We start from the raw sequence: 25,510 nt of genomic DNA on the forward strand, positions 1-25,510 counted from the left end.
GTCCGCCAGTACATCGAGGGCCAGAAACGACCCATCTGACCGTCACCGAAGCCGCGCAGCGAACTCCGGCGCTGCGCGCCTCCGAGCCGAGGATGCATTTCCCTCCCCGGCTGAAGCCGGGGATACCCACGCAAGATCAAGGATGGAGATCGAGGACGAGAGCGTCCTGGTCAGTGATCCGGCCAAGGTGGCCCAACTCGCGCACCGCTATGCGAAGATCCGCACACAGGCTCTGAGCCCGGACGACTCCCTGAGCCTCATCAAGCGGTTGGCAGGAGACGAGCAGCGATGAGCAGCACACTGCGGTGGTTCAAATCGAGTTACAGCAACGACAGCGGGGGCCAATGCCTCGAAGTAGCCCGAGACGTCGACTTGATCCACATCCGCGACTCCAAGAACCCCACCGGCCCCACCCTCAGGGTCTCCCCCGGCGCATGGGGCGCGTTCCTCAAGGGCGCACGCACCCCTTGATCCCCCGGAAGGGGTGAACCGGACAGACGTGCCGCTGACCGCCCCGGACCTGACGCACGCCGCAGTACTCCGCCCGACCACCGTCTGGCACCGGACGGCTTGCGACTGGCTGCGCCGGCACGTGACCGGGCACCTGCCGAGGGGCGCCACACAGGACGCGGTCACACTCGCCGTCCTCACCACCGCCCTCCCCTACGCGCTCACACCCGCGTCCGAGGACCCGGATCCCGCCGCCGAGCGCGAGGCCGTCGACCGCAGGTTCAGCCTTGCCCTGCACTGCTGTCTCGGCATCCCGCCCGCCTGCCCCGACTGTGCGGATCCGCCTGCCGGTCAAGCGGAGGCGGATGAAGGGCACGCGAGCCGGCTCAGCTGACCACCGGCTCGTCGAGCAGCGCCACCTCCACCTCCCGCAGCCGCACCCGGTCCGCGATCACGTCGATCTCCGCGATCAGGCCGTCGGCGAAGGTGAAGCTCAGCACCAGCCGCAGACGGCCCGTGTCGAGCATCGCCAGGCCGAGGCGGCCGTCCACCAGGACGGCGGCGGTGAACCGGGCCCGGCCCATGGACGCCATCGCGCCCTTGGCCACCGGGTGTGCACCGGCGATGCGGACGGGTTCGGGGGTCGGGACGACCGAGCGATCGGCGCGCAGCACCACGTCGGGGTGGAGCAGCGCCAGCAGCCCGTCGAAGTCGCCACCGCGCGTCGCGGCCAGGTAGGCGTCGACGACCCGGCGCTGCCGGGGCAGGTCGGCCTCGGGCGCCCGGGTGCCCCTGACCCGGCGGCGGGCGCGACTCGCGAGCTGCCGGGTCGCGGCAGGGGACCTCTCGAGCATCGCGCCGATCTCGTCGAACGGCATCGCGAACATGTCGTGCAGCACGAACGCGAGCCGCTCGTCGGGCGTCAGCCTGTCGAGGACGACCAGCAGCGCCAGGCCCACCGAGTCGGCGAGCAGCGCCTCCTCCTCCGGGTCGACGACCGCACCCGTGACCGGTGCCCGGGCCGCTTCCAGCGGCTCCTCGCGCCGGTTCTCGCGCGAGCGCAGCATGTTCAGGCACACCCGGGCCACCACGGTCGTCAGCCATGCGGCCGGGTTCTCCACGTCGGCCGTGTCGGCGCGATCGACGCGCAGCCACGCTTCCTGGAGGGCGTCGTCGGCCTCGCTGAGCGAGCCCAGCATCCGGTGGGCGACCGCCCGCAGCCGGGGGCGGTGCACCTCGAACCACTCGGTTGCCGGCGGAAGTTCGGGCACCGTGTCACATTCCTTCCGGGCGGCGGGTCATCTCAGTAGATCACCCACTGAGTGACGGATCGACCGCATGGGAGAAAGATCATGAACACGACGACCGCACCCGTCCTGGTCACCGGCGGCACCGGCACACTCGGCCGCCATGTCGTCCCGCTGCTGCGGGAGGCGGGCCGCGAGGTCCGGGTGCTGAGCCGGCACGCACACGACCCTGCGCAGGGCGTCGAACACGTGGCCTGTGGCCTGCGGACGGGCGAGGGCCTCGACACGGCGGTGGCGGGCACCCGGACCGTCCTGCACCTCGCGGGCGGCCCCAAGGGCGACGACGTGGCGACCCGCAACCTGGTCCGGGCCGCGCAGGAGGCCGGGGTCCGGCATCTGGTCCACATCTCGGTCATCGGCGCGGACCGCGTCCCGCTGGCCTGGCTGCGCTCCAAGCTGGAGGCGGAGCGGGCGATCGCCGGGTCAGGGATCGCCTGGACGATCCTGCGGGCCGCCCAGTTCCACGACCTGGCGCTGCTCATGGCCGAGAAGATGGCCAAGCTGCCGGTGATCCCGGTCCCGGGCGGGATGCGGCTGCAGCCGGTCGACGCGCGTGAGGTGGCCGCCCGGCTCGTGGAGCTGACGCTCGGCGAACCGGAGGGCCTGGTCCCCGACCTGGCCGGACCGGCGGTGTACGACCTCTCGGACCTGCTGCGCAGCTACCTCACGGCACGCGGCAAGCACCGCCCGATGCTCCCGGTCCGCATGCCCGGCAATGCAGGGCGTGCCTACCGGTCCGGGGCCAACCTGACCCTCGAGGGCGCCGACAAAGGCATCCGGACCTGGGAGGAGTTCCTGGCGGAGCGGACCGGCACCCTGCTGGGAACGGCCTAGAACACCGGCGTTCCGCCCTGCGTCAGCCGCCAGTTGGTGACCGCGAAGTCCGCCGGGTTCAGGGTCCCCTTGGACGTCACGTAGTCGATCATCAGCTGGCGGATCTCGTTGGTGGAGCTGTAGGCGATGCCGGCGGACGCGATGTGCGGATAGCCGGAGCCGCCGTTGGCGCGGTAGTTGTTGACGGCGACGACGAAGACCTGGTCGTCGGGGACCGGTGCGCCCTTGTAGGAGAGGTTCTTGATGCGCGAGCCCTCGGGCTGCGCGATGTCGATCTCGTAGTCGACCCCGGCGGCGGTGTCGTACATGTAGTCCCAGAAGTTGTTGGCGTTGGTGAGGGTCGCGGTGTCGACCTTCGTGCCGGACGGGACCTGGTGGTAGTACTTCGCCGCGTACTCCAGATAGTCCTTGAGCTGGGCGCCGGTCAGCTTCTTGCCGTAGAGGGTGTTGTCGTAGATGTAGAGCCCGGCGATGTCCTTGATCGTCACGTTCCCCGCGGGGATGTCCGCGGTCCGGCTGAAGGGCGCGGCGACCGAGATCAGCGGGAGCGCGGCGTCGGCGGAGGACAGCCCGGAGGCGACCGTCGCCATCTGCACCTGGTGGATGAAGTCCATGATGGGGACGTCCTTCCAGCAGGACTCCGCCGCCGACAGGTCCGCCGTGCAGGTGCCGACGGGCGTGTTGACGTACTTCACCACCAGCTCGTGGTCGGCCTCCAGGAGCCGCTTGATCTCCGGGTCCTCGTCCACCGTGTTGGGGTTGAGGGTCTGGGCCGTCTTGCTCGTCACCTTCCACCGGCCGTGGTGGAGTTCGAGCTCGAAGTCGAAGACGCTCAGGCGGTAGCCCCAGCAGTACGGCTCCGAGAGGAGGACTTCCTCGCCGGTCTCCTCGTTCTTCACCGTGTAGGAGGGGACCTCGACGTGGGTGTGGCCGACCAGGATCGCGTCGATGCCCGGCACCTGCTCGGCGACCAGGTTCGACGCGTTCTCCACGTACGGGAGTTCGTCGCCGTACGAGGACGAGCCGTCGAGCCCGGAGTGGTCCGTCAGGAACACCACGTCACAGCCCAGCGCCCGCAGCCGCGGCACGTACTTCTTCGCCTGCTCGACGAGCCCCGGGAACACCATCTTCCCGCTGACGTTGTCCTTGTCCCACAGCGCGATCCCGGGGTTGGTGAGCCCGAGGATGCCGACCTTGATGTCGGGGGCGCCGGGGACCCTAATGCGCTTCACGGTGTACGGGCGGAAGGCGGGCCGCAGGGTCTTGGCATCGAGGGCGTTGGCGCCGAGCAGCGGGAAGTGGCACTGGCTCTCGAACTTCCGCAGGACGTCGATGCCGTAGTTGAACTCGTGGTTGCCGAGCGCGGCGGCGTCGTAGCGCATGTGGTTCATGGCGACGGCCATGGGGTGCTTGGGCGCGTCCTTGCCGGTGATCGGCGCGACGCGGGCGAAGTAGTAGGCCAGCGAGGTGCCCTGGATGATGTCGCCGGCGTCCACGAGCAGCACCCGGTCCTCGCCCTTCGCCTCTCGCTGCTGCTTGATGAGCGTGGCGACACGCGCGACTCCGACGGAGTTGCCGGCCTTGTCGCTGTAGGCGGCGTCCTTGTAATAGTCCCAGTCGAAGACGTGGCTGTGCAGGTCGGTGGTGCCGAGGACGGAGAAGGACCAGGTGCACGGCGTCTTGTCGGGCTCCTGGTCGGCAGCCGCGGCCGTGCCGCTGCCGACCGCTCCCGCGACGGCGACCGCCGCCGAGGTGACGGCCGACTTCTGCATGAACTCGCGTCTGTTCATGGGACTGACGGGCATACAAGGCTCCTGGGACTGGAGAGCGAAGAGGGACGACACTACCCGCGTAGATAGTTCCGGTCCCCACCTCCGCGCGGAACCAGGAGCAGCCCATGGGCCGGTCAAGGATGTCCATGACCGGCCCAACTGGAGGGGGATGTAAGGGACTTACAGGAACGAGTTGATCTCGATGGTCTCGTCGCGACCCGGGCCCACGCCGATCGCGGAGATCGGGGCGCCGGACATCTCCTCCAGCGCCTTGACGTAGTTCTGGGCGTTCTTCGGGAGGTCCGCGAAGGTCTTGGCCTTCGTGATGTCCTCCTGCCAGCCGGGCAGCATCTCGTAGACCGGCTTCGCGTGGTGGAAGTCCGTCTGGGAGTACGGGAGCTCCTCGACCCGCTTGCCGTCGATCTCGTACGCGACGCAGACCGGGATCTGCTCCCAGCCGGTGAGCACGTCGAGCTTGGTGAGGAAGAAGTCGGTCAGGCCGTTGACCCGGGTCGCGTAGCGGGCGATCACCGCGTCGAACCAGCCGCAGCGGCGGTCGCGGCCCGTCGTCACGCCCCGCTCACCGCCGATGCGGCGCAGCGCCTCGCCGTCCTCGTCGAACAGCTCGGTCGGGAAGGGACCCGAGCCGACACGGGTCGTGTAGGCCTTGAGGATGCCGATGACGCGGCTGATCTTCGTGGGGCCGACGCCGGCACCGGTGCAGGCACCGCCCGCGGTCGGGTTCGACGAGGTCACGAAGGGGTACGTGCCGTGGTCGATGTCCAGGAGCGTGCCCTGGCCGCCCTCGAACAGGACGACCTTGTTCTCCTCCAGCGCCTGGTTGAGGATCAGGACCGTGTCGGCGACGTACGGCTCGATCTTCTCGGCGTAGCCCAGCAGCTCCTCGACCACCTGGCCGACGGCGATCGCGCGCCGGTTGTACAGCTTGGTGAGGATCTGGTTCTTGACGTCGAGGGCCGCCTCGACCTTCTGGGTCAGGATCGACTCGTCGTACAGGTCCTGGACCCGGATGCCGACGCGGTTGATCTTGTCGGCGTAGGTCGGGCCGATGCCGCGGCCGGTCGTGCCGATCTTGCGCTTTCCGAGGAAGCGTTCCGTGACCTTGTCCACGGTGACGTTGTACGGCGTGATGATGTGGGCGTTGCCGCTGATCATCAGCTTGGAGGTGTCGACACCGCGCTCGTTCAGACCGCTCAGCTCGGAGAGCAGGACCGACGGGTCGACGACGACGCCGTTGCCGATGACGGGCGTACATCCGGGCGACAGGATTCCGGAAGGGAGGAGGTGGAGCGCATACTTCTGGTCACCTACGACCACCGTGTGGCCGGCGTTGTTGCCGCCCTGGTAGCGCACGACATAGTCCACCGAGCCACCGAGCAGGTCGGTGGCCTTTCCCTTGCCTTCGTCACCCCACTGAGCACCGAGCAGCACAAGTGCGGGCACGCGCGTACACCCCTTCCGGGCGGGGCATGTCCAGGGTCGGGGGCGTACGCGGAGGGTCCACCGCCACGTGCACCGCGACCGTCGTTGGCCGCAAACCGTCGGACCGGATGCCCCGGAATAGACGAAGCCCCTGACGCAATAGCGCAAGGGGCTCTTGCACAGAGATGCTACCCGAGGAAGCGAGGCAGGACCGAGGTGGCGACTTCCGACCAGCTCCTCGTGGTCATCGACCCGGTCGCCCGTCACAGCGACGGTGAGTCGGTACGGATCGCGAAAGACGTGCTCAGCGCGGGTGCGGCCACCAAGGTGTGTCTCCCGGCGGGGCCGGAGGAATTCGCCCGGGCGCTGGACCGACGGGGGTCGCGGCGGCCGGTGGTGGTGGGTGACGACCGGGCGCTGCTGCGGGCGGTGACGCTCCTGCACCGACGCCGTGAGCTGGGCACGACGGCCCTGTCCCTGGTGCCGGTGGGCGCCGCCCAGTCGCTGGCGCGGTCGCTGGGGGTGCCGACGGGGGCGGTGGCGGCGGCCCGGGCCGTCCTGGAGGGGGTGGAGCGGCGGCTGGACCTGCTGGTGGACGACAGTGACGGGGTGGTGCTCGGGGACCTGCGGATTCCTCCGGTTGCGGCGCGTGAGGGGGCCGGGACCGAGCCGATGCCGGCCTCGTCGCCGGCCACGGGGCGTCCGTGGCTGCGGACGTGTCAGTCGCTGGTGCGGACGCTCGCGGCGCGTCCGACGCGGGTGCCCTCGCCGCGGCCGGCGCCCGGGCCGTCCCGGCTGCGGGTGGAGGTCGACGGGGAGACGCTGGTGGACCTGGACCAGCCGGTGGAGGGCGTGTCCGTGACGCCGGGGGATCCGGGGGTGGCCGAGGTGGAGGTGCGGCCGGTCTCGGTGGGCGCGGAGGCGTCGCCGCTGCTGGCGGTGGGGCGCCGGGTGACGGTCTCGGGGGCCGATTTCCGGTATCGCGCGGATGCGGTGGTGTCGGGGCCGGTGCGGACGCGGACGTGGGTGGTGCGGGAGGGGGCCTGGGGGCTCACGCTGCCTGCGGCCCGCCCTCCCGGAGCGTGAGGGCGCGGTGGTCAGCCGATCTCCACGCTCAGCCCCTCCAGGCCCCGGATCACGAAGTTCGGCTTCCGCTCCGGCTCCGCCGCCGGCCGCAGCGTCGGGGCCTTCTCCAGCAACGCCGTCATGGACGCCGCCAGCTCGATACGCGCCAGGGGTGCGCCGATGCAGTAGTGGATGCCCGCGCTGAAGGAGATGTGCGGGTTGTCCCGGCGGGTCAGGTCCAGCTGCTCGGGGTCCGTGAAGACCGCCGGGTCGTGGTTCGCGGAGCCGAACAGCATGGCGATCTCGGCGCCCCGCGGGATCACCGTGCCGTCGATCTCGATCTCGTCCAGCACCCAGCGCTCGAAGAGCTGCAGCGGGGTGTCGTAGCGCATCAGCTCCTCCACCGCCGAGGGGACGAGCGTGTGGTCGGCGCGCAGGGCCGCCAGTTGCTCCGGGTGTCGGAACAGCGCCCACCAGCCGTTCACGGTCGCGTTCACCGTGGCCTCGTGTCCGGCGTTCAGCAGCAGCACACAGGTCGAGATCATCTCCTGTTCGGTGAGCCGGTCGCCCTCGTCGTAGGCGGCGATCAGTCCCGAGATCAGGTCCTCCCCCGGCTCCTTGCGGCGCTCGGCGATCAGCTCCCGGAGGTAATCCGAGAACTCCACCGACGCCCGCACCGCCCTGCGTGCCGTCTCCTCGGACGGGTTGAGCTCATACATCCCGCAGATGTCCGCCGACCAGGGGCGCAGCTGCCCGCGGTCCGCCTCGGGGATGCCCAGCATCTCGGCGATCACCGCGACCGGCAGCGGCTCGGCGACGTCGGTCAGCAGATCGCCGCCGCCCGCCTCCACCAGCCGGGCCACCAGCTCGCCGGCGAGGTGCCGCACATACGGCTTCAGCTGCTCCACGGTCCGCGGCGTGAACGCCTTCGACACCAGGCGTCGGATGCGGGTGTGGTCCGGCGGCTCCAGGTCGAGCATGCCGTGATCGTTGAGCGTGTGGAACGGCTCGTGCTCGGGCGGCGGCGCGGTCCGGCCGAACTCCTCGTGCGTGAACCGGTGCTGGTACGTCCGGCCCAGCCGCCTGTCCCGCAGCAATGCCGAAACGTCCGCGTGGTGCGGCACCAGCCACTGACCCGTGGGCTCGAACCAGTGCACCCGGCCCCGCGCACGCAGCTCGGCGTAGGCGGGGTACGGGTCGGCCACGAACGCCGGGTCCCAGGGGTCGAACGCGAGAGCCGAAGGAGCTGCCATGCCCGGACGCTAACCGAGCGGACGCCCGCTGACCAGGGGGGGTCTCACACCGAAGGGCGGCTCACCCCGGGGTCACCAGTCTCGCCTCGTAGGCGAACACCGCCGCCTGGGTGCGGTCGCGCAGGCCCAGTTTCACCAGGATGCGGCTGACGTGCGTCTTGATCGTGGACTCGGCCACCACCAGCCGCTCCGCGATCTCCGCGTTCGACAACCCCTGGGCGATGAGGACCAGCACCTCCGTCTCCCGTTCCGTCAGGTCCCCGTACGCCGCCCGGGCCGCCGGCGGGAGCGCCGGCCGGTCCTCCAGGCGGGAGAACTCCGTGATCAGCCGCCGGGTGACCGAGGGCGCCAGCAGCGCCTCGCCGGCCGCCACCACCCGCACTCCCTCGGCGAGCTGCCTGGCCGACGCGTCCTTGAGCAGGAAGCCGGAGGCTCCCGCCCGCAGCGCCTGGTACACGTACTCGTCGAGATCGAAGGTGGTCAGCACCAGGACCTTCGCCGAACCGTCCGCGGCGACGATCTCCCGGGTCGCCTCGATGCCGTTCAGCTCCGGCATGCGGATGTCCATCAGCACGACGTCCGGAGCCAGTTCCCGGACCCGCTCGACCGCCTCCCTGCCGTTGACCGCCTCCCCGACAACCTCGATGTCCGGCATCGCCCCGAGCAGCACCGAGAAGCCCTCCCGGACCATCATCTGGTCGTCGGCGATCAGTACGCGGATGGTGCCCTCGGTCACGCGGTGCCCTCCACCGTGGCCACCGGCAGGAACACCGCGACCTCATAGCCTCCGTCGTCCGTCTCCCCCGCCGTCATCTCCCCGCCCAGCATCGAGACCCGCTCGCGCATGCCCGTCAGGCCGTGCCCCGCGCCGTGCGTCGACTTGGTGAGCGTGACCTGCGGCGCCGGGCCGTTGACGATGCGCAGGCCCAGCCCACCGAGCACATAACCGATCTCCACGCGTGCCGGGGCGCCGGGCGCGTGCCGCAGCGTGTTGCTGAGGGCCTCCTGGACGATGCGGTACGCCGACAGCTCGACGCCCTGCGGGAGTTCCCGCACCGCGCCCGTGACCACCTTGTCGACACTCAGTCCCGCCTCCCGCACGTTCGCCAGCAGGGCGTCGAGGTCGGCCAGGGTGGGCTGGGGCGCGTCCGGGGCCTCGTAGTCCTCCGCCCGTACGACGCCGAGGACGCGGCGCAGCTCGGTCAGGGCCGCCACCGCGTTCTCCCGGATCGTGGCGAAGGCCTTCTCCAGTTCCGGCGGCGGGTTCTCCACGCGGTAGGGCGCGGCCTCCGCCTGGATCGCGACCACCGACATGTGGTGGGCGACCACATCGTGCAGCTCGCGTGCGATCGTCGTGCGCTCCTCCAGCAGGGTGCGCCGGGAGCGCTCGTGCGCGGTCTCGGTCTGCTGGGCGGTGACCTCCTGCTCGGCCTCGCGGCGTATGTGCCGGACGGTGACCGCGAGCAGCGCGAGGGCGGAGACGACCAGCATGGCCGGGGCGTCGCCGTCGTAGCGGCCCCACCCGAACACGGTCTCGGCGACGAAGGCGTAGGCCGCGGTGGCCACCCACATCCACGCCGCCGTGCGTGGCCGGGTGCGTATCGCCACCACCGTCAGCACCGTCAGATGGGCTATGAAGCTGCTGGGCAGCCAGGGCCAGGCGCCCCAGGAGGAGCCCAGGACCGCCGTCCCGGCGGTCCCCGCCAAGGACACCCAGAAGGCTCCGACCGGGCGCACCAGTGTCAACAACACCGGGAGCAGAGCGAACAGACCGCTCAGCAGGTTCGGCAGTCCGCCGCCGTCGTTCCGCTGGGCGACCAGCATCGCCACCAGGCCGGCCCCGGCCACCACGGCGTGCGGGGTCCAGGCCGCGTACTCGCGCATGCGTCCCGGCAGCCGCCTGGTCACCGGACCGTCGACGCTCATGCGGGGCAACGGGCGGTAGGCGAAGGCGTCGTGGAACAGGTCCTGCCGCATTCTGCGCAGGGCGTCCGCGGCCAACCGGTACTCCGGGCTGCGCGGCGTGTACGCGGCGTACGCGCCGTCCGGTGGCGTCTGCCTCTGGGTCGTCTCGGTCACGTGGAAAAGGTAGGCCCGGTCAGGGGGCGCGGTCGTCACCAGTGAGAGGGGTCCTGCAGAATCCTTCTCAAGTACTACGGGCAGAGGTGGGGGTGGCTCCCGGGTGGCTCCCATCCGCGCGGCCGCGTATCAGTGGCCCGACGGCCGCACCAGCCCCGACTCGTAGGCGAACACGGCCGCCTGGGTACGGTCGCGCAGGCCCAGCTTCACCAGGATGCGGCCCACATGGGTCTTCACGGTCTGCTCGGCGACCACGAGGCGCTCGGCGATCTCCGCGTTCGACAGGCCCTGGGCGATGAGGGCGAGGACCTCCGTCTCCCGCTCGGTGAGGTCGCCGACGCGCTCCTTCAGCGGCGCCCGGGGTGTGCTGTGCATCCGGGAGAACTCGGCGAGCAGACGCCGGGTGATGCCGGGCGCGAGAAGCGCGTCGCCCGCCGCCACCACCCGTACCGCCTCGGCGAGCTGGTCGGCGGAGGCGTCCTTGAGCAGGAAGCCGGAGGCGCCGGCGCGCAGGGCGTCGTAGACGTACTCGTCGAGGTCGAAGGTGGTCAGGACCAGGACCTTGGGGTGCGGGGTGGTCTCGGTGATGCGCCGGGTCGCCTCGATACCGCCCAGTTCGGGCATGCGGATGTCCATCAGGACGACGTCCGGGGCGAGTTCGGCGACCTTGGCGATCGCGTCCCTGCCGTCGACGGCCTGGCCGACGACCTCGATGTCGGGCTCGGCGTTGAGCAGCACCGTGAAGCCCTGCCGGACCATCATCTGGTCGTCGGCGATCAGTACGCGGATGGTGCCGCTGGTCATCGGCTCTCTTCTCCTGTCGGGTCGGCGGGATCGCCGTCGGTCGGGGCGTCCTTGTGGCTGGGCAGGAAGCACGCCACCGCGAAGCCGCCGCCGGCCGTCTCGGTCGCGAAGAGGGTCCCACCCAGCATCACGGCACGCTCCCGCATGCCGAGCAGTCCGTGGCCCGCCCCCGGTGACGGCGGAGCCGGGCGGGTGGGCCGGGAGTTGGCGATGTGCAGCTGAAGGCCCCGCGGGAAGTAGGTGAGTTCGACGCGGACGGTGGAGCCGGGGGCGTGCCGCAGCGCGTTGCTGAGGGCCTCCTGGACGATCCGGTACGCGGACAGCTCCAGCCCGGGTGACAGCGGGCGCACCTCGCCCACGATCTCCGTCCGCACCTCCAGGCCGGCGGCGCGGGTGTTCTCCACGAGGGCGTCGAGCCGGTCGAGGGTGGGCTGCGGGGAGTCGAGGGCGGCGCCGGTACCGCTACCGCTTCCTATGCCGTAGGGGTCGGCGGGGTTCTCCGAGCGCAGGACGCCGAGGACGCGGCGCAGTTCGGTCAGCGCCTCCAGCGCGTTCTTGCGGATGCCGTCCAGGTTCTCCCTCAGCTCGGTGGAGGGGTTCTCCACCAGGTGGGGGGCGACCTGGGCCTGGATGGAGATGACCGACATGTGGTGGGCGACGACGTCGTGCAGCTCGCGGGCGATGCGGTTGCGTTCCTCCAGGAGGGTGCGGCGGGCGCGCTCCTCGGCGGTGAGCGTCGTCTGCTGCACCAGCTCGGCGCGGGCCTCGCGGCGGCCGCGCAGGGCGACGCCCAGCACCACCACGGCCGCGGACAGGGCCACCGTGAGCACGCCGGTGGACTGGTAGTTCGCCGCGCCCCACAGGCCCTGCAGCACATAGGTGACCAGCGTGGTCAGCACCAGCGCTTCCGTCGCGACGCGGGTGCGGACTCTCAGGGCGAGCAGCAGCAGCACGAACAGCTGGGCGATGATCCCGGCCGAGGTCCACGGCCAGGTGAAGCCGTCCGCCTCTTTGGCGATCAACGGGCCGTGCAGCGCGACCGCCCCCAGTGCCGTCGCCCCCGTCGACAGCCACCACGCCGGGATCGGCCGCCACAGGGCCAGCACCACCGCTCCGCTCTGGCCGAGCCCGATCAGGTAGGCGTATCCGAGGGCCACATGGCCGCTCTCCTGGAGTTGGGGCACAGCGCCGACCAGGACGCCGAACGCGGCCAGCCACACGATTCCGTGCGGCAGCCAGCGCAGCCAGACGGAGGGGGGCAGCGGATCCGCCCGCGCGGTCCACAGGTCGTCGCGCAGCACCCGCAGCCCTCGCCGGACGCGGTTCCCCCCTTGCATCACGCGTCCACCCTAGGACCTGAGGTGCGGCCCGCTCCGGGGCGGTGTGATCGGACCACCCGGGAAGGACGCCGGTCGCCGCCCTGTTCGCAGGCGCGGAAGGCCGCCCAGCAGACGGTCAGGGCGAGAGCGAAGACCGGCAGCCAGGCCAGGCGGGCCGCCACCCAGGTCAGGTTGTCGGGGGTGGTGTGCAGGCCGGGCAGGCGGCCGGCGAGCAGGCCCGTCACGGTGGTCGCCATCAGGGCCGTCTGGTGCCACAGGAAGATCGTCATCGCGGAGAGGTTCACCAGAGCCACCGCCGCCCAGACCAGGGGGCGGCACATCGCGCGGCGCAACCGTTCGCGCAGCAGCAGCGCCAGTCCGCACTGGGCCAGGCCGAAGGTGACGGCGGCCAGGGTCGGCGGGTTCAGGTTGGAGACCGGTTCGCCCGGCACGCCGACCATCGACGCCGGGTAACCCGCCCACGCCACCAGCGCCGCCGTCGCCACCGCGCCGCCCGCCAGCAGCACCCGGCCCGCGCGGCGGCTCTCCAGCTCACCCCGGGTCCAGGCCGCGCCCAGGGTGTACGGCACGAGCCAGCCCGCCGGCAGGTTCACCCAGCCCAGCCAGGAGGGGCCGCCGAGTCCGAAGCGGACGATGTCCACATGGAGGACGACGGCCAGCGGCCAGAGCGGGTTGAGGCGCCTCAGCAGCGGGGTCGCCGCCGTCAGGGTCGCGAACACCAGCAGGAACCACAGGGGCGACAGGGCGAGCTTCACCAGGGTGTGGACCGTGCCGGCGTCCGCCCCGGCCGCGAGCAGGCCGCACGCCGCGCCCGTCCACAGCGTCAGGACCGCCGCGACCGGCTTGAACAACCGGGTCAGACGGGTGCGCAGCCACTGCCCGTAGGTGACGCCGCGGACACGCGCCGAGGCGTAGCCCTTCGTCGCGATATGGCCGCCCACCAGGAAGAACACGGCGAGCGTCTGGAAGACCCAGGAGATGGGGGCCAGCCACGGCATGAAGTGCAGCGGGCTCGCGGTGTGCAGCGAACCGCCGTCCGCGACGAGGGCCGTCACCAGCCAGTGCCCCAGGACGACACCGAGGATCGCCAGGGCCCGCAGGGCGTCGACCGCGCGGTCCCGCTCGGCGGGGGTGGCCAGGTCGGCGCGGTGGGCCGCGGTGCGGATCGCGTTCAGGGCCCGCTGCCGCTTCAGGGTCCGCGGCCGCACCGTCGTGTCACGGCCCGTCGTGTCACGCCCCGTCGTGTCAGGCACCGTCGTGTCACGCACGGGTCACCTCCGCCGTCTCGCCGAGCACGATCCGGGTCAGGTTGGCCAGGGAGGCCGAGCCCGGCTCGAAGTAGTCGCTGTGGCCGCCGTCGCCCGCCGCGAACACCCGGGCGCCGTAGGCCGGGGAGACCGGGTCCGTGCCGAAGCCGACGGTGGTGCCGAACAGGTCCACGCGGTGGTGCGGCACGTGGGCGATCCAGTCGTCGGCGCCGCGGGCCGCCCAGATACGGGCGTGGGTGTGCAGGGCCGAGGCGGAGTCCACGCCCGTGCCCGGGCTGCCGATCAGGACGATGTCCTGGGCGTCGACGCCGGCGCCCGCACGGGCGCACACCACCGTGCCGTAGGAGTGGCACAGCAGGGAGATGCGGGGCGACGGACCGAACGCGTCCCGCAGCTGCCGCACGAACCGCTCCAGGGCCGGGGCGGCGCGCGCGGCGCGGGACGTCGTGAGTACGTCGGTGCTGAGCGTCCGGGGTGTGTCGTAGCCGAGCCAGGCGATCACCGCCGTGTCCCGACCGGTGCTGCGGTGCAGGGCGAGCGCGGTGGCGCGAAAGCGGCCGTAGGTGTCCAGCGTGGTGTCGGAGCCCGGTATCAGGACCGCTATGTGCCGCGCCGTGGCCAGGTCGCCGAGGACCTCGGTCACCCGGCCCGTGCCCCGGCCGTCGAAGGCCAGAAGATCGCGGGCGGGAAGGGCCAGGGCCCGCTCCACCGCCGCCCGGCTCCGGTCGCCGTGGGCCGCCGCCATGCGGGACGCCTCGCCGGCATCCGCGCGGTTCGCCCGGTACGTCCCGGCGAGCGTGGCCGCCGAGAGCGGGGCGAGCGCCGCCGGCGGCGGGGCCGGAATGCGGGGCCGCGCGGCGGCCGACAGGGGGACGACGACAGCGACCGTGACGAGGACGGCGAGCAGGGTGCGACGGACGCGCCCGAGACGCCGTCGGCGAAGGCGCCGCCGCTCGTCGCCTCCCCCGGTCCCGTCCCGTCCGGCCGCGTGCTCGACCGCGGCCGGGCCCCTCCCCCGAGAACCCATGACGTCCTCCCCTTCCGCTGCCGCGCTCATCGGGCAGTCACGGGAAGGAAGTTACGGAGCGTCACCCGTCGTCGGCGTCATGCCGCGGAGCTCACTTGGGAGGTAGCTCTCAGGTATTACGGGTATGACCGGGTCCACCCGGGGGCCCCGGCTACCACGCCAGCTGCGCGATCTCCTCGGCCACCACCGCGCACGCGTCCGCCGCCGGGTCGATCAGGGGGAAGTGGCCGACGCCCTCCAGGAGCGTGAGGCCGACCACCTCACCGGCCTTCGCCGCCGCCTCCGCGTACGCCTCGGCGACCGCCTGCGGGACCACGACGTCCGTCCGGCCCTGGACCAGGGTGGTGGCGATACCGGTGGGCAGCAGCAGCGCCGGATCCGCGTACGGTCTGCGCTCCTCGAACCGGTCCCTGCCGCCGAGGAGCTGGAGCGCCGCGCCGCCGCACACCTCCAGCTTCTCGGCGACGTGGAAGTCCGCGATCGGGGCGAGCGCCACCACACCGCGCAGCGGGGCGGGGCGGTCCGTGCGCCACGGGCAGTCCGTCGGCAGGACGTGCCGGGCCGCGGTCCACAGCGCCAGGTGGCCACCCGCCGAGTGCCCGGTGATCACCGTGCGCCGCGGATCGACCTGCGGCAGCGCCTCGCGCACCAGCCCGGGAAGCGCGTCGAACGCGGCCGCCACGTCGTCGAACGTGTCCGGCCAGCGGCCCGCCACCGGCCCCGTACCGCCGCCCGCACCGGACTCCGCGTCCGCGGAGCCGTCGGCCTGGGACGGGATGAGGGCGCCCCGGCGGTACTCGACGCTCGCCACGGCGAAGCCCCGGCGGGCCAGGAAGTCCGCGAACGGCGAGATGTGCCGGCGGTCGTACGGCGCACGCCACGCGCCACCGTGCAGGAGGACGACCAGGGGGGCGTGTCCCGGGGCGGCCGCCGCCCCGGCCGGCTCGGTCTGCCGCGGGGCGTAGAAGTCGATCACCTGGTCGGGGTGGTCGCCGTAGACGGCGGTGGAGTCGGGGTCCACCGGCGGGTGCGAGAAGGCGGACGCCTCTTCGGCGGCATCGCGGGGGGCGGCGTCGTCCGGCATGCTCCAACCTCTCAGCGGCAGAACGGGATTCGTGCGCGGCGGCCGGAGAGTACCGGCCGTTGGCGGGGACGGTATCAGGCGGGTGACATGCGTCAGCACGGGGTTGTCACTCTGGGTGAGGAGCAAACGGTTCTGCCGAGCCGTCCCGGGGGGCGGTGGCCAAGGCCCCGGCCACGGGGTTCCCGGCCGGGGCGGGGGCGGGTCGCCCCGCCCCCCGTGAACCGTGCGTCAGGCCACCACCTCCGCCAGCACCCGGGCCGCCCGCTCCACGTCCCCGAATCCCACGTACAGCGGCGTGAACCCGAACCGGAGCACGTCCGGCGGCCGGAAGTCACCGACCACCCCGGCGGCGATCAGCCGTTTCATCACCTCTCCCGCGGCGGGGGTGCCTGGCTGCCCGAGCGAAGCCGAGGGCCTGGGAGGACAGCGCAGCGCGATCTGACTGCCCCGCTCCTCGTGCGCCACGGGGGTCAGGGACTCGACCGTGCCCGGCGGAAGGTAGGCCGTCACGCACTCGAGGAAGAAGTCCGTCAGGGCCAGCGACTTGGCGCGGACCGCGTCGATCGAGATGCCGTCCCACACCTCCAGCGCCGCCTCCAGGGCGAGCATCGACAGGATGTCCGGGGTGCCGACGCGACCGCGCACGGCGCCGGGGGCCGCTTCGTAGTCGCTCCGCATACCGAAGGGTTCCGCGTGCGAGTTCCAGCCCGGCAGCGGGGAGTCGAAGCGGTCCTGCAACTCCCGCCGCACATACAGGTACGCCGGCGAGCCGGGGCCCCCGTTCAGGTACTTGTAGGTGCAGCCGACCGCCAGGTCGACCCCGTGTTCGTCCAGGCCCACGGGCAGCGCGCCCGCGCTGTGGCACAGGTCCCACACCACCACGGCGCCCGCCGCGTGCACGGCTGCCGTCAGTGCGGGCAGGTCGTGCAGCCGGCCGGTGCGGTAGTCGACGTGGTTCAGCAGCACGGCCGCCGTACGGCCGGACAGCGCCCCGGGGACATCCGCCGGGGCCACCGGTCGCAGCGTGCAGCCCGTCATCCGTGCCGCCGATCCGGCGATGTACCCGTCCGTCGGGAACGTCGTCGCGTCGACCACGATCTCGTCCCGGCCGGCGTCCGTCTCCCGGGCCATCCGCACCGCCGCCACCAGCGCCTTGAAGACGTTGACACTGGTCGAGTCGCCCACCACGACCTGCCCGGGCGCGGCCCCGACCAGCGGGGCGATCCGGTCGCCGATCCGCTCCGGCGCCGTCCACCAGCCGCTCTCGTCCCAGGACCGGATCCGCAGCGATCCCCACTGCCTGCGGACGACGTCCTCCATCCGGCCCGGTACGGCGGCGGGCAGCGCGCCCAGCGAGTTGCCGTCCAGATAGACGACGTCGTCCAGGACGAACTGCGAACGCTTCGCGGCGAGTTCGTCGGCCGCGTCCAGCTTCTCCGCCCTGACGGCGAGTTCCGACGGTTCAGACATGGGACCGCGCCGTCCACAGCTCGGGGAACACGTTCTTCTGGGCTCGCTTCTCCAGCCAGGCCACCCCGGCGGAGCCGCCCGTGCCGGGCTTGGCGCCCATCGCGCGCCGGGTGGCGAGGAGGTGGTCGTTGCGCCAGCGCCACACCAGTTCCGCGACATCGGTCAGCACCTCGCCCAGCCGGGCGAGTTCGTCGTCGGGGTCCCCCGAGTAGACGGCCGCCCAGACCGACTCGACCTCCTCCGACGGCTCGTAGCGCTGCGATACGTCACGCCGCAGCGCCGCGTCCGGGACGGCGTGCCCGCGCCGGGCGAGGAGCCGCAGCACCTCGTCGTACAGGCACGGCTCGTGCAGCGCCTTCTCGAGTTCTGCGTGCATGCGGGGCGCGCCGCGGTGCGGGACCAGCATGGACGCGGACTTCTCGCCGAGCAGGAACTCCATGCGGCGGTACATCGCCGACTGGAAGCCGGAGCCCTCGCCGAGGGCGGAGCGGTAGGAGTTGAACTGGGTGGGCGTCAGCTGCGCCAGGGGCCGCCAGGACGCGTTCAGCGCCTGGAGCTCCCGTACGGACCTCTTCAGCGCGTCGATCGCCACCGGCACCCGGTCCTCGCGCAGGGCGCGCGCCGCGGTCTCCCACTCGTGGACGATGACGGTGAACCACAGCTCCATCACCTGGGTCGTGACCAGGAAGACCATCTCCCCGGGGTCGTCGGAGAGGGTGTGCTGGAGGTGGGTGAGCACGTCCGCCTTGACGTAGTCCTCGTAAGGGGTCGTGCCCTGGAAGTCGAGATGCGGGGTCTCGGGCTCATGAGCCTCGGAGGTGCGAGGGGCCTGGTGAGCCTGTTGGGACATCGCTGTCTCCTGTATGTACTCCGGGTAGCGGTCCGCCCCTGCCGATGCCGGCACGGGGGCCCCGGTCCCCACAGGCATCCTGCGCAATGCCCCCGGACACCGCAAGGCCCGCCTGGTCACAGGCGGGCCTTGCACTACCGCGGGACTAGCCCAGCGTCTGGGCCGCCGTCGGCGAGGAGTCCTTCAGGAACTGCGAGCAGCGCTCGTACTCCTCCTGCTCGCCGATGCCGTGCGCGGCGCGCGCGAGGGCGTGCAGGGCGCGCAGGAACCCACGGTTGGGCTCGTGCTCCCAGGGGACGGGTCCATGTCCCTTCCAGCCGTTGCGGCGCAGGGCGTCCAGGCCGCGGTGGTAGCCCGTGCGGGCGTACGCGTACGACTCGACGACCGCCCCCCGCTCGAACGCGTCGTCGGCGAGCTGCGCCCAGGCGAGCGAGGAGGCGGGGTACCGGGCGGCGACCTCGGAGGGCGCCGTGCCGCTCGCGAGGAGCTCGCGCGGCTCCGGGTCGTCGGGGAGGTGCGTCGGGGGCGGGCCCCCGAGAAGGTTCTCGTGAAGGGTCATGGGATCAGTGTGCGCCATGGACCGTGCCCGCAGATCGCGCGCCCTCGGTACCTGCTCAGGAGGCCGGACCGGCCCCGGAACCCGCCGAACCGCTCGGCGGCTCGAGCGGTGGGGCGGTCACGGAGCAGTGCGTACGGCACTCGGGGTGGCGGCACTGCGGGGCCGGGCGGCGTACGGCCGCGAAGGCGAGCGCCGCGCCCGCCACCAGCACGCCCGCGCACAGCGGCATCGCCCGGCGGAAGGCGGCCTCGAACGCGTCCGGCACGCGGTACGCCTCCGGGCCCATCCCGGTGAGCAGCGGCAGCGCGGCCACGGCGATCAGACCGGCGGCGCGGGCCGCCGCGTTGTTGATGCCGCTGGCCAGGCCGGCCCGGTCGGTGTCCACCGAGCCGAGCACGGTGGCGGTCAGCGGGGCGACCAGGGTGACCAAGCCCGCGCCCATGACCAGCACGGCGGGCAGGACGTCGGCGGCGTACGCGGCGCCCTTGCCGACGCGCAGCATCAGCAGCATGCCGGCCGCGCAGAGCAGGGGGCCGACGGTGAGCGGGATGCGGGGGCCGATGCGTTCGGCGAGGGCACCGGAGCGGGACGAGAACAGGAGCATCAGGACGGTGGTGGGCAGCAGGGCGACCCCGGCCCGCAGGGGCGAGTAGCCGGAGACGACCTGGAGCTGGAGCGCGGTGAGGAAGAAGAAGCCGCCGAAGGCCGCGTAGACGCAGAACGTCACCAGGTTGACCGCCGTGAACTGGCGGGAGGCGAAGATGTCGAGCGGCATCATCGGGTCGGGGCGGTGCCGTTCGACGTGGATGAAGGCGACCCCGGCGGCGAGGCCCGCGACCGCGGTGAGGGCCACCGGGAGCAAGCCGCCGTGGGCCTCGATGAGGGCGTAGGTCACCAGGGCGAGGGAGAGGGCGCCGAGGGTGGCGCCGAGGGCGTCGAAGCGGCCGCTGTGGGTGCCTCCGGCGGAGGACTCGGGGACGTGGCGTACGGCGATGGGGGCGCAGAGGAGGGCCAGGGGGACGTTCAGGAGGAAGACCCAGCGCCAGCCCGGGCCGGCCACCAGCCAGCCGCCGAGGAACGGGCCGACGGCGGCGCCGATGCCGCCGAAGCCGGACCACAGGCCGACCGCCCTGCCGCGGTCGTCGGGGTGGAAGGCGGCCTGGATGAGGGCGAGCGACCCGGGGGTGAGGAGGGCACCGCCGACACCCTGGAGGGCGCGGGCGACGATGAGGATCTCGGGGGTTGGGGCGATGCCGCAGAGCAGGGAGGCGGTGGCGAACCACAGGATGCCGAGAACGAAGATCCTGCGGCGGCCGTAGCGGTCTCCGAGCGCGCCGCCGAGGAGGATCAGACCGGCGAGCGTGACCAGGTAGGCGTTGACGGTCCACTGGAGGGCGGCGAGGCTCGCGTCGAGGGCGTGGCCGATGCGGGGGAGGGCGACGTTGACGACGGTGGAGTCCAGCAGGGCCATGCTGGAGCCGAGCACCGTTGTCAGCAGGATCCATTTTCCCTGCGGGGAGGCAAGCCTCACGGCGGGGCTTTGCTGTGCGGTAACCGCCATGCTGGGATCATCCCGCGCCGGGGGTGTTTGAGCCAGGTTTGCGGTGCCCGGGGGCCGGGTTGCCCGCCTCCGCCCGGAGGGGGGAGGCGGCGCAGCCCGGCGGTGGCGGGGTCCCCCCAAGCTCTTCGAGCAGGGGGGCGCCCCGCCAACCGGCTGTTACTTGATCTTCGTGCCGGTCGAGCGGAGGTTCTGGCAGGCCTCCAGCACTCGCTTCGACATCGACGCCTCCGCCAGCTTGCCCCAAGTGCGCGGGTCGTAGGTCTTCTTGGAGCCGACCTCGCCGTCGACCTTCAGGACGCCGTCGTAGTTCTTGAACATGTGGTCGGCGACCGGGCGCGTGAAGGCGTACTGCGTGTCCGTGTCGATGTTCATCTTGACCACGCCGTTCTCCAGCGCGGTCAGGATCTCCTGCTCCGTGGAGCCGGAACCGCCGTGGAAGACGAAGTCGAACGGCGACTCCTTGCCGAACCGCTCGGCCACGCCCTCGTTCAGCTCCTTCAGCAGCTCGGGGCGGAGCACGACGTTGCCCGGCTTGTACACGCCGTGCACGTTGCCGAAGGACGCGGCCAGCAGGTAGCGGCCCTTCTCGCCGAGGCCCAGCGCCTCCGCCGTGCGGAGCGCGTCGTCGACCGTCGTGTACAGGCTGTCGTTGATCTCGTGGGTGACGCCGTCCTCCTCGCCGCCCGTCGGGGTGATCTCCACCTCGAGGATGATCTTCGCGGCGGCGGTGCGGGCGAGCAGCTCCTGGGCGATCGCCAGGTTGTCGGCCAGGGTCTCGGCGGAACCGTCCCACATGTGCGACTGGAACAGCGGGTTCTGGCCGGCCTTCACGCGCTCCTCGGAGATCGCGAGCAGCGGACGCACGTACCCGTCGAGCTTGTCCTTCGGGCAGTGGTCCGTGTGCAGCGCGATGTTGACCGGGTACTTCTCGGCGACGATGTGGGCGAACTCGGCCAGGGCCACCGCACCGGTGACCATGTCCTTGCTGTACTGGCCGCCCAGGAACTCGGCGCCACCCGTCGAGATCTGGACGATGCCGTCGCTCTCCGCCTCCGCGAAACCGCGCAGGGCCGCGTGCAGGGTCTGGGAGGAGGTCACGTTGATGGCCGGGTAGGCGAACTTGCCTGCCTTCGCCCGGTCGAGCATCTCGTTGTAGACCTCGGGGGTTGCGATGGGCATCTGTCCGCTCCTTGTTGTGCGGGTTGCGTTCTGCGTGCTTACGGCCCTGACCTAGGGAGTGACGTCATCGTCGGCCCCATCTTCCCAGACGTGACCGGATGCTTCGGACACCCCGTCCAGCCTGTGGATGACCCCGTGTCTCAGTCCAGACCCAGGTCGTCCTTCGAGTAGGCGAACACGTAGGGCACCCCGGCCTTCTCCGCGATCGCCTCGGCCGCGCCCGTCGCCCGGTCCACGATCGTCGCGACCGCGACGACCTCGGCACCGGCCTCCCGCAGCGCCTCGACAGCGGTCAGCACCGAGCCGCCGGTGGTGGAGGTGTCCTCGACGGCGAGCACGCGCCGGCCCGCGACCTCCGCGCCCTCGATACGGCGCTGCAGGCCGTGCGCCTTGCCCGCCTTGCGGACGACGAAGGCGTCGAGCGTCTTCCCCCGGGCGGCGGAGGCGTGCAGCATCGCGGTCGCCACCGGGTCGGCGCCGAGGGTCAGGCCGCCGACCGCCTCGTAGTCCAGGTCGGCGGTCAGGTCGAGCATGACCTGACCCACCAGCGGGGCGGCCACGCCGTCGAGGGTGATGCGGCGGAGGTCGATGTAATAGTCGGCTTCCTTGCCCGAGGACAGGGTCACCTTGCCGTGCACCACGGCCTTGTCCTTGATCTGCTGCAGCAGCTCGCCGCGAACGTCGCTCATGGCAGCCAGCTTAGAGCCCCGCTGTTCAGGGCCCTCAGAGCCGTCGCCAGGTCCACGTGGTGGTGGCCTCGAGCGGCTCGATGGGGGTGACCAGGCACGGAAGGGTGTTGAGGCCGTCCGGGGGGCCGGTCTGCGGTTCCACGCACACCGCCTCGCTCTGCTCGTCGTAGACCACGACCCACTCCTCACGGCTGGTGACCTTCAGCTCCAGCTGCCCGGGCCAGGTGAGGGTGACGTCGACGCCGTCGGGCATGCCGAAGCAGTCGTCCCAGGGGCCGGGCTCGGGGTCGACGCGGTTGCCGGTGGGCAGGTGGTCGTCGCCGCGCTCCTCCTGCCAGGCGGGGTCGAAGTCGATGCGGACGTCTTCGCCGCCCAGGCTGCGGTGGAACCAGGGGTGCCAGCCGATCTGGGCCGGGAAGGAGTCGTCGTACGTCTCCACGGACATGGTCAGCGTGAGGGCGTCCTCGGTGAGCGCGGCCAGCTGGGTGACGCGGCCGGCGTACGGCCAGGGGGCGACCAGGTCGTAGGTGAGGACGGCCTCGGTGGGCTCGGCGCGGGCGACGCGCCAGACGCCGTCGCGGACCGTGCCGTGGATGGCGTGCGGCGGGGCGTTGAGAGGCATCTGCTGGACGGTGCCGCCGTTGCGGAACCTGCCGTCCCGGATACGACCGCACCAGGGGGCCATGGGGAAGCAGCCGAACCGTTCCCCCTGCCGCAGCAGTTCGGTCCCGCCGATACGCAGACTCCTCACGCGCCCGCCGTTCCCCGGCGCCAGCACGACTTCCGCGTCTCCCGCGGCCAACGTGATCTCGTCGTTGCTCACGAGCCCGACCCTACTGGGCCGATCAAGGGGGCGGTTGGTGACGCCCGTGCGCCTACGTCAGCGCCGCCGCCGCAGCAGCCGGCCCGCCACGATCGCCGATGCCACGAGCAGGGCCGCCGCCGGGGCCGCCCAGCGGAGGGTGGCGGTGGCCGCCGCGGCTTCCGGGGGCGGGACGGGCGCGTAGCGGCCGCGCGGGGGCGCGTGGTCGACCTCCTCGGCACTGCGGCCGATCATCGTGCGGCGGGCGTGCGCCGCCTCGGCGGGCGGTGCCTCGTCGAAGCTGTCGGGTGCGAGGCCGGATTCGTCCTCCTCGAGGAGGGGCTCGAGGGACGACGCGGGGACCCCGGTGTCGCCGGCCGACGCGGGTTCCTCCTCGGGACTCGGCGCCTGTGACGGCGGTTCGGTCACCTCCCGAGGGCCTTCCTCCGCGACCTCCCCCAGCTTCTCCGCGAACCGTCCCAGCAGCCGCGCCGCCGCCGACGCCACCGTCTCCGCCGGCAGGTCCGCGATCCGGCCGTCGGCCGTGGCCGTTCCCGTGAACGCGACCGTGGTGCCGCCCTCGGCCGGGGTCAGACGCAGGGACAGGGACAGTTTCGCCGTGCCCGTGCCGCGTGCCTCGGCGGCCTCGCCCTCCACCGTGAACGAGCCGTCGTCCCGCATCTCGATCCGCAGGGTGCCGCGGTAGGTGATCGTGTGGCCGCCGGCGCGCACCTTCAGGCGGCCGGCGACGGGCTCCGTGCCCGCGTCCTGTTGGAGCCCGGGGATCGAGCGGGCCACCCGGGCCGGATCGGCCAGCGCCTGGCTCAACCGCTCGGCGGGAACCGGAACGAACACCTCATGCTCCATGTCTCACGAGCCTACCCAGCAGCGGCCGAACCTCACCCGTGCAAGACGGGATTCGCACGTCCGTGGGGCCGGGAGGCTCATTCCTGGTACCTCGGGTGCACCAGCGTCGACGGGAGCAGCCCCGGCACCCGGGTGCGCGCCGCCGCCCGCGCGTCCGCCCGCAGGGCCGCCCGGGTCAGCGGGCGCAGGCACGGCGTGCGCGGGTCCAGGGTCAGCGTCGGCGGGGTGCGGGCGGCGAGCACGAACCCCCAGTCGCGCGGCTCCCGGGGAGCCCCGGCCGTACGGCCCGGGGCGCGGCCGTCGACGCGGTACGGGGTGGTCCCGAGCCCCACCGCCCGTACCGTCGCCTCCACCGTCCAGAACGCGCGCGGCCGAGCGGTCACCGGCCCCGCGTGCGCCACCAGCCGCCCGCCCGGCGCGAGCACGCGCCGGGTCAGGCCGTAGAACTCCTGCGAGTACGGCTTCGTGCTCGCCGTGCCGCCGGGGCCGGGCAGGTCGGCGATCACCACGTCGTACGCCTCCCGGGTCCGCCTCAGCCAGCGGAACGTGTCCTCCGCGTGGATGTGGACGCGCGGGTCCGCGAAGGCGTGGCCGTTCAGCGCGGACAGGGCCGCGTCCTGGCGGGCGAGCCGGAACAGCGCCGGGTCCGGGTCGATCACGTCGACCCGCCGCACCCCCGGGTGCCGCAGCACCTCACGCGCCGCGAGTCCGTCGCCGCCGCCGAGGACGAGCACGCGCGCGTGCGGGCCGCCACTCATCGCGGGGTGCACCAGCGCCTGGTGGTAGAGGAGTTCGTCGCGGCCGTCGACACGGAGCCGGCCGTCGAGGAACAGGTCGAGGGGACGGCCGGGGGTGCCGCCGGTCAGCACCACCTCCTGGCCGCCGGTGCGCAGCGCGACCCGTACGTGGCCGCCGTACACCGCCTGGCGCGCGGCCCGTTCGAAGTCGTCGACGAGCACGGCCGCCGCGGCGAGCACACCGAGGACGAGCAGGTTGGCGACCAGCAGCAGCCGGCACCCGCGCCGGGACAGGTCGCGCCGGAACAGCCCGAGCACCAGGGCGCCGCCCGCGGCCGCGTTGACCGCGCCGGTGAGCAGCGCACCTGTCAGCTGGCCGAGCTGCGGCAGCAGCAGGAAGGGAAAGGCGAGGCCGCCGACGAGCGCGCCCACGTAGTCGGCGGCGAACAGGTCCGCGACCGCGCCGCCCGCGTCCTGCCGGCGGATGCGCTGGATCAGCTCCATCAGCAGCGGCACCTCTGCGCCGGTGAGCAGCCCGATCGCCAGGGAGAACGCGACCAGCAGGCAGCGCGGTCCGCCGGACCAGACGCCGTCCCGGTCACCGGTCCAGGCGAAGGCCGCGTACAGGGCCATCGCGCTCAGGCCGCCGACGAGTGCGAGCGCCGCCTCCACCGCGCCGAACCCGGCCGCGGCGCGGCAACGGAGCCGTTTGGCGGCGAGCGAGCCGACACCCATCGCGAACACCATCACGGACAGCACGACCGAGGCCTGGGTGACCGAGTCGCCGATCAAGTACGACGCGAGCGCGACGAGTTCGAGTTCGTACACGAGTCCACAGGCCGCGCAGACGAACACGCCGGCGAGGACCAGGAACCGCCCGGCGCCCGGGCCTACGGGCAGCCGCGTCTGGCTCCGGCCGCCGCCCCAGGAGGCGGCAGCGCCGGGTGGTGCGGGCGCGTGCGGTTCGATCACGTCCGGAACGCTACGTCACGCTTGCGCTCAGCCTTGTCACCCACACGTGTGGCGCCGAGTCGTTCGGCACCGGGGGGTGGTGCGGCCGAGTGGGGGCT

General features: G+C 72.4%; 24 protein-coding genes and 1 pseudogene. 5 read left to right on the top strand and 20 right to left on the bottom strand.

Going from position 1 to position 25,510, the window contains the following annotated elements; translation table 11 throughout:
• Positions 1-142: 142 nt before the first annotated feature.
• The 3 genes and pseudogenes from ACZ7L1_RS33160 to ACZ7L1_RS33170 form a co-directional block, all read left to right on the top strand.
• A pseudogene (locus tag ACZ7L1_RS33160) lies at positions 143-292 on the top strand (Scr1 family TA system antitoxin-like transcriptional regulator); the annotation flags it as partial.
• Complete coding sequence (locus tag ACZ7L1_RS33165) at positions 289-471, top strand: DUF397 domain-containing protein (RefSeq protein ID WP_471442537.1); 183 nt, start codon at positions 289-291, stop codon at positions 469-471. The pseudogene ACZ7L1_RS33160 and the gene ACZ7L1_RS33165, both read left to right, overlap by 4 nt.
• Before the next feature lie 13 nt (positions 472-484).
• The gene (locus tag ACZ7L1_RS33170) at positions 485-844 is read left to right on the top strand and encodes a hypothetical protein (RefSeq protein ID WP_471442539.1); all 360 of its coding nucleotides are present in this window, start codon (positions 485-487) and stop codon (positions 842-844) included.
• Here ACZ7L1_RS33170 and ACZ7L1_RS33175 read toward each other — a convergent pair.
• Entirely contained in the window at positions 837-1,721 is an 885-nt protein-coding gene (locus tag ACZ7L1_RS33175) for a sigma-70 family RNA polymerase sigma factor (protein ID WP_471442541.1), read from the bottom strand. The two genes, ACZ7L1_RS33170 and ACZ7L1_RS33175, sit on opposite strands and share 8 nt — an antisense overlap.
• 81 nt (positions 1,722-1,802) lie before the next feature.
• On the opposite strand from ACZ7L1_RS33175, the gene ACZ7L1_RS33180 reads away from it, so the two are divergent.
• Positions 1,803-2,591, top strand: a complete 789-nt coding sequence (locus ACZ7L1_RS33180) for an SDR family oxidoreductase (RefSeq protein WP_471442543.1) — start codon at positions 1,803-1,805, stop codon at positions 2,589-2,591.
• Here ACZ7L1_RS33180 and ACZ7L1_RS33185 read toward each other — a convergent pair.
• Together ACZ7L1_RS33185 and ACZ7L1_RS33190 are read right to left on the bottom strand one after the other, a co-directional pair.
• Positions 2,588-4,396, bottom strand: coding sequence for a bifunctional metallophosphatase/5'-nucleotidase (locus tag ACZ7L1_RS33185; protein ID WP_471442545.1), 1,809 nt, complete (start codon positions 4,394-4,396; stop codon positions 2,588-2,590). The genes ACZ7L1_RS33180 and ACZ7L1_RS33185 overlap by 4 nt on opposite strands.
• Before the next feature lie 147 nt (positions 4,397-4,543).
• Complete coding sequence (locus tag ACZ7L1_RS33190; RefSeq protein ID WP_471442547.1) at positions 4,544-5,827, bottom strand: adenylosuccinate synthase; 1,284 nt, start codon at positions 5,825-5,827, stop codon at positions 4,544-4,546.
• Positions 5,828-6,022: 195 nt separating this feature from the next.
• Here ACZ7L1_RS33190 and ACZ7L1_RS33195 point away from each other — a divergent pair, with 195 nt between their 5' ends.
• Complete coding sequence (locus ACZ7L1_RS33195) at positions 6,023-6,892, top strand: diacylglycerol kinase family protein (RefSeq protein ID WP_471442549.1); 870 nt, start codon at positions 6,023-6,025, stop codon at positions 6,890-6,892.
• Positions 6,893-6,903: 11 nt separating this feature from the next.
• Here the strand turns inward: ACZ7L1_RS33195 and ACZ7L1_RS33200 are convergent, their stop codons facing one another.
• The 17 genes from ACZ7L1_RS33200 to ACZ7L1_RS33280 all read right to left on the bottom strand — a co-directional run bounded on the left by ACZ7L1_RS33200 (position 6,904) and on the right by ACZ7L1_RS33280 (position 25,412).
• A complete protein-coding gene (locus tag ACZ7L1_RS33200) occupies positions 6,904-8,124 on the bottom strand; it encodes a cytochrome P450 (protein ID WP_471442551.1) in 1,221 nt (406 codons plus the stop codon).
• A 61-nt stretch (positions 8,125-8,185) separates the two neighbouring features.
• The gene (locus tag ACZ7L1_RS33205; RefSeq protein WP_471442553.1) at positions 8,186-8,860 is read right to left on the bottom strand and encodes a response regulator; all 675 of its coding nucleotides are present in this window, start codon (positions 8,858-8,860) and stop codon (positions 8,186-8,188) included.
• Complete coding sequence (locus ACZ7L1_RS33210; RefSeq protein ID WP_471442555.1) at positions 8,857-10,203, bottom strand: sensor histidine kinase; 1,347 nt, start codon at positions 10,201-10,203, stop codon at positions 8,857-8,859. Before ACZ7L1_RS33210 ends, ACZ7L1_RS33205 begins: the two co-directional genes overlap by 4 nt.
• A 129-nt stretch (positions 10,204-10,332) precedes the next feature.
• The gene (locus ACZ7L1_RS33215) at positions 10,333-11,007 is read right to left on the bottom strand and encodes a response regulator (protein WP_471442557.1); all 675 of its coding nucleotides are present in this window, start codon (positions 11,005-11,007) and stop codon (positions 10,333-10,335) included.
• A complete protein-coding gene (locus ACZ7L1_RS33220; protein WP_471442632.1) occupies positions 11,004-12,344 on the bottom strand; it encodes a sensor histidine kinase in 1,341 nt (446 codons plus the stop codon). The genes ACZ7L1_RS33215 and ACZ7L1_RS33220 overlap by 4 nt, the downstream gene beginning before the upstream one ends.
• A complete protein-coding gene (locus tag ACZ7L1_RS33225; protein ID WP_471442634.1) occupies positions 12,344-13,555 on the bottom strand; it encodes an acyltransferase family protein in 1,212 nt (403 codons plus the stop codon). The genes ACZ7L1_RS33220 and ACZ7L1_RS33225 overlap by 1 nt, the downstream gene beginning before the upstream one ends.
• A gap of 52 nt (positions 13,556-13,607) precedes the next feature.
• Positions 13,608-14,642, bottom strand: a complete 1,035-nt coding sequence (locus ACZ7L1_RS33230; RefSeq protein WP_471442559.1) for an alpha/beta hydrolase — start codon at positions 14,640-14,642, stop codon at positions 13,608-13,610.
• 151 nt (positions 14,643-14,793) lie between these two features.
• Positions 14,794-15,726 (bottom strand): alpha/beta hydrolase family protein, encoded by a 933-nt coding sequence (locus ACZ7L1_RS33235; protein ID WP_471442561.1) that lies wholly within the window; start codon positions 15,724-15,726, stop codon positions 14,794-14,796.
• Between the two features lie 228 nt (positions 15,727-15,954).
• Positions 15,955-17,196 (bottom strand): kynureninase, encoded by a 1,242-nt coding sequence (kynU, locus tag ACZ7L1_RS33240; protein WP_471442563.1) that lies wholly within the window; start codon positions 17,194-17,196, stop codon positions 15,955-15,957.
• Positions 17,189-18,046 (bottom strand): tryptophan 2,3-dioxygenase family protein, encoded by an 858-nt coding sequence (locus ACZ7L1_RS33245; RefSeq protein ID WP_471442565.1) that lies wholly within the window; start codon positions 18,044-18,046, stop codon positions 17,189-17,191. The genes kynU and ACZ7L1_RS33245 overlap by 8 nt, the downstream gene beginning before the upstream one ends.
• Positions 18,047-18,191: 145 nt before the next feature.
• Entirely contained in the window at positions 18,192-18,605 is a 414-nt protein-coding gene (locus ACZ7L1_RS33250; RefSeq protein WP_471442567.1) for a DUF3151 domain-containing protein, read from the bottom strand.
• A 55-nt stretch (positions 18,606-18,660) separates the two neighbouring features.
• Positions 18,661-20,166 (bottom strand): MFS transporter, encoded by a 1,506-nt coding sequence (locus tag ACZ7L1_RS33255; protein ID WP_471442569.1) that lies wholly within the window; start codon positions 20,164-20,166, stop codon positions 18,661-18,663.
• Positions 20,167-20,322: 156 nt separating this feature from the next.
• The gene (fbaA, locus tag ACZ7L1_RS33260) at positions 20,323-21,345 is read right to left on the bottom strand and encodes a class II fructose-bisphosphate aldolase (protein ID WP_471442571.1); all 1,023 of its coding nucleotides are present in this window, start codon (positions 21,343-21,345) and stop codon (positions 20,323-20,325) included.
• A 140-nt stretch (positions 21,346-21,485) separates the two neighbouring features.
• Complete coding sequence (gene pyrE, locus ACZ7L1_RS33265) at positions 21,486-22,034, bottom strand: orotate phosphoribosyltransferase (protein ID WP_471442573.1); 549 nt, start codon at positions 22,032-22,034, stop codon at positions 21,486-21,488.
• Positions 22,035-22,068: 34 nt separating this feature from the next.
• A complete protein-coding gene (locus tag ACZ7L1_RS33270) occupies positions 22,069-22,857 on the bottom strand; it encodes an aldose epimerase family protein (protein ID WP_471442575.1) in 789 nt (262 codons plus the stop codon).
• A gap of 57 nt (positions 22,858-22,914) precedes the next feature.
• Positions 22,915-23,703, bottom strand: a complete 789-nt coding sequence (locus ACZ7L1_RS33275) for an SRPBCC family protein (RefSeq protein ID WP_471442577.1) — start codon at positions 23,701-23,703, stop codon at positions 22,915-22,917.
• A 77-nt stretch (positions 23,704-23,780) separates the two neighbouring features.
• Complete coding sequence (locus tag ACZ7L1_RS33280) at positions 23,781-25,412, bottom strand: polyamine aminopropyltransferase (protein ID WP_471442579.1); 1,632 nt, start codon at positions 25,410-25,412, stop codon at positions 23,781-23,783.
• Positions 25,413-25,510 lie beyond the last annotated feature (98 nt).

It is taken from the genome of Streptomyces sp. NPDC107546, assembly GCF_055639175.1.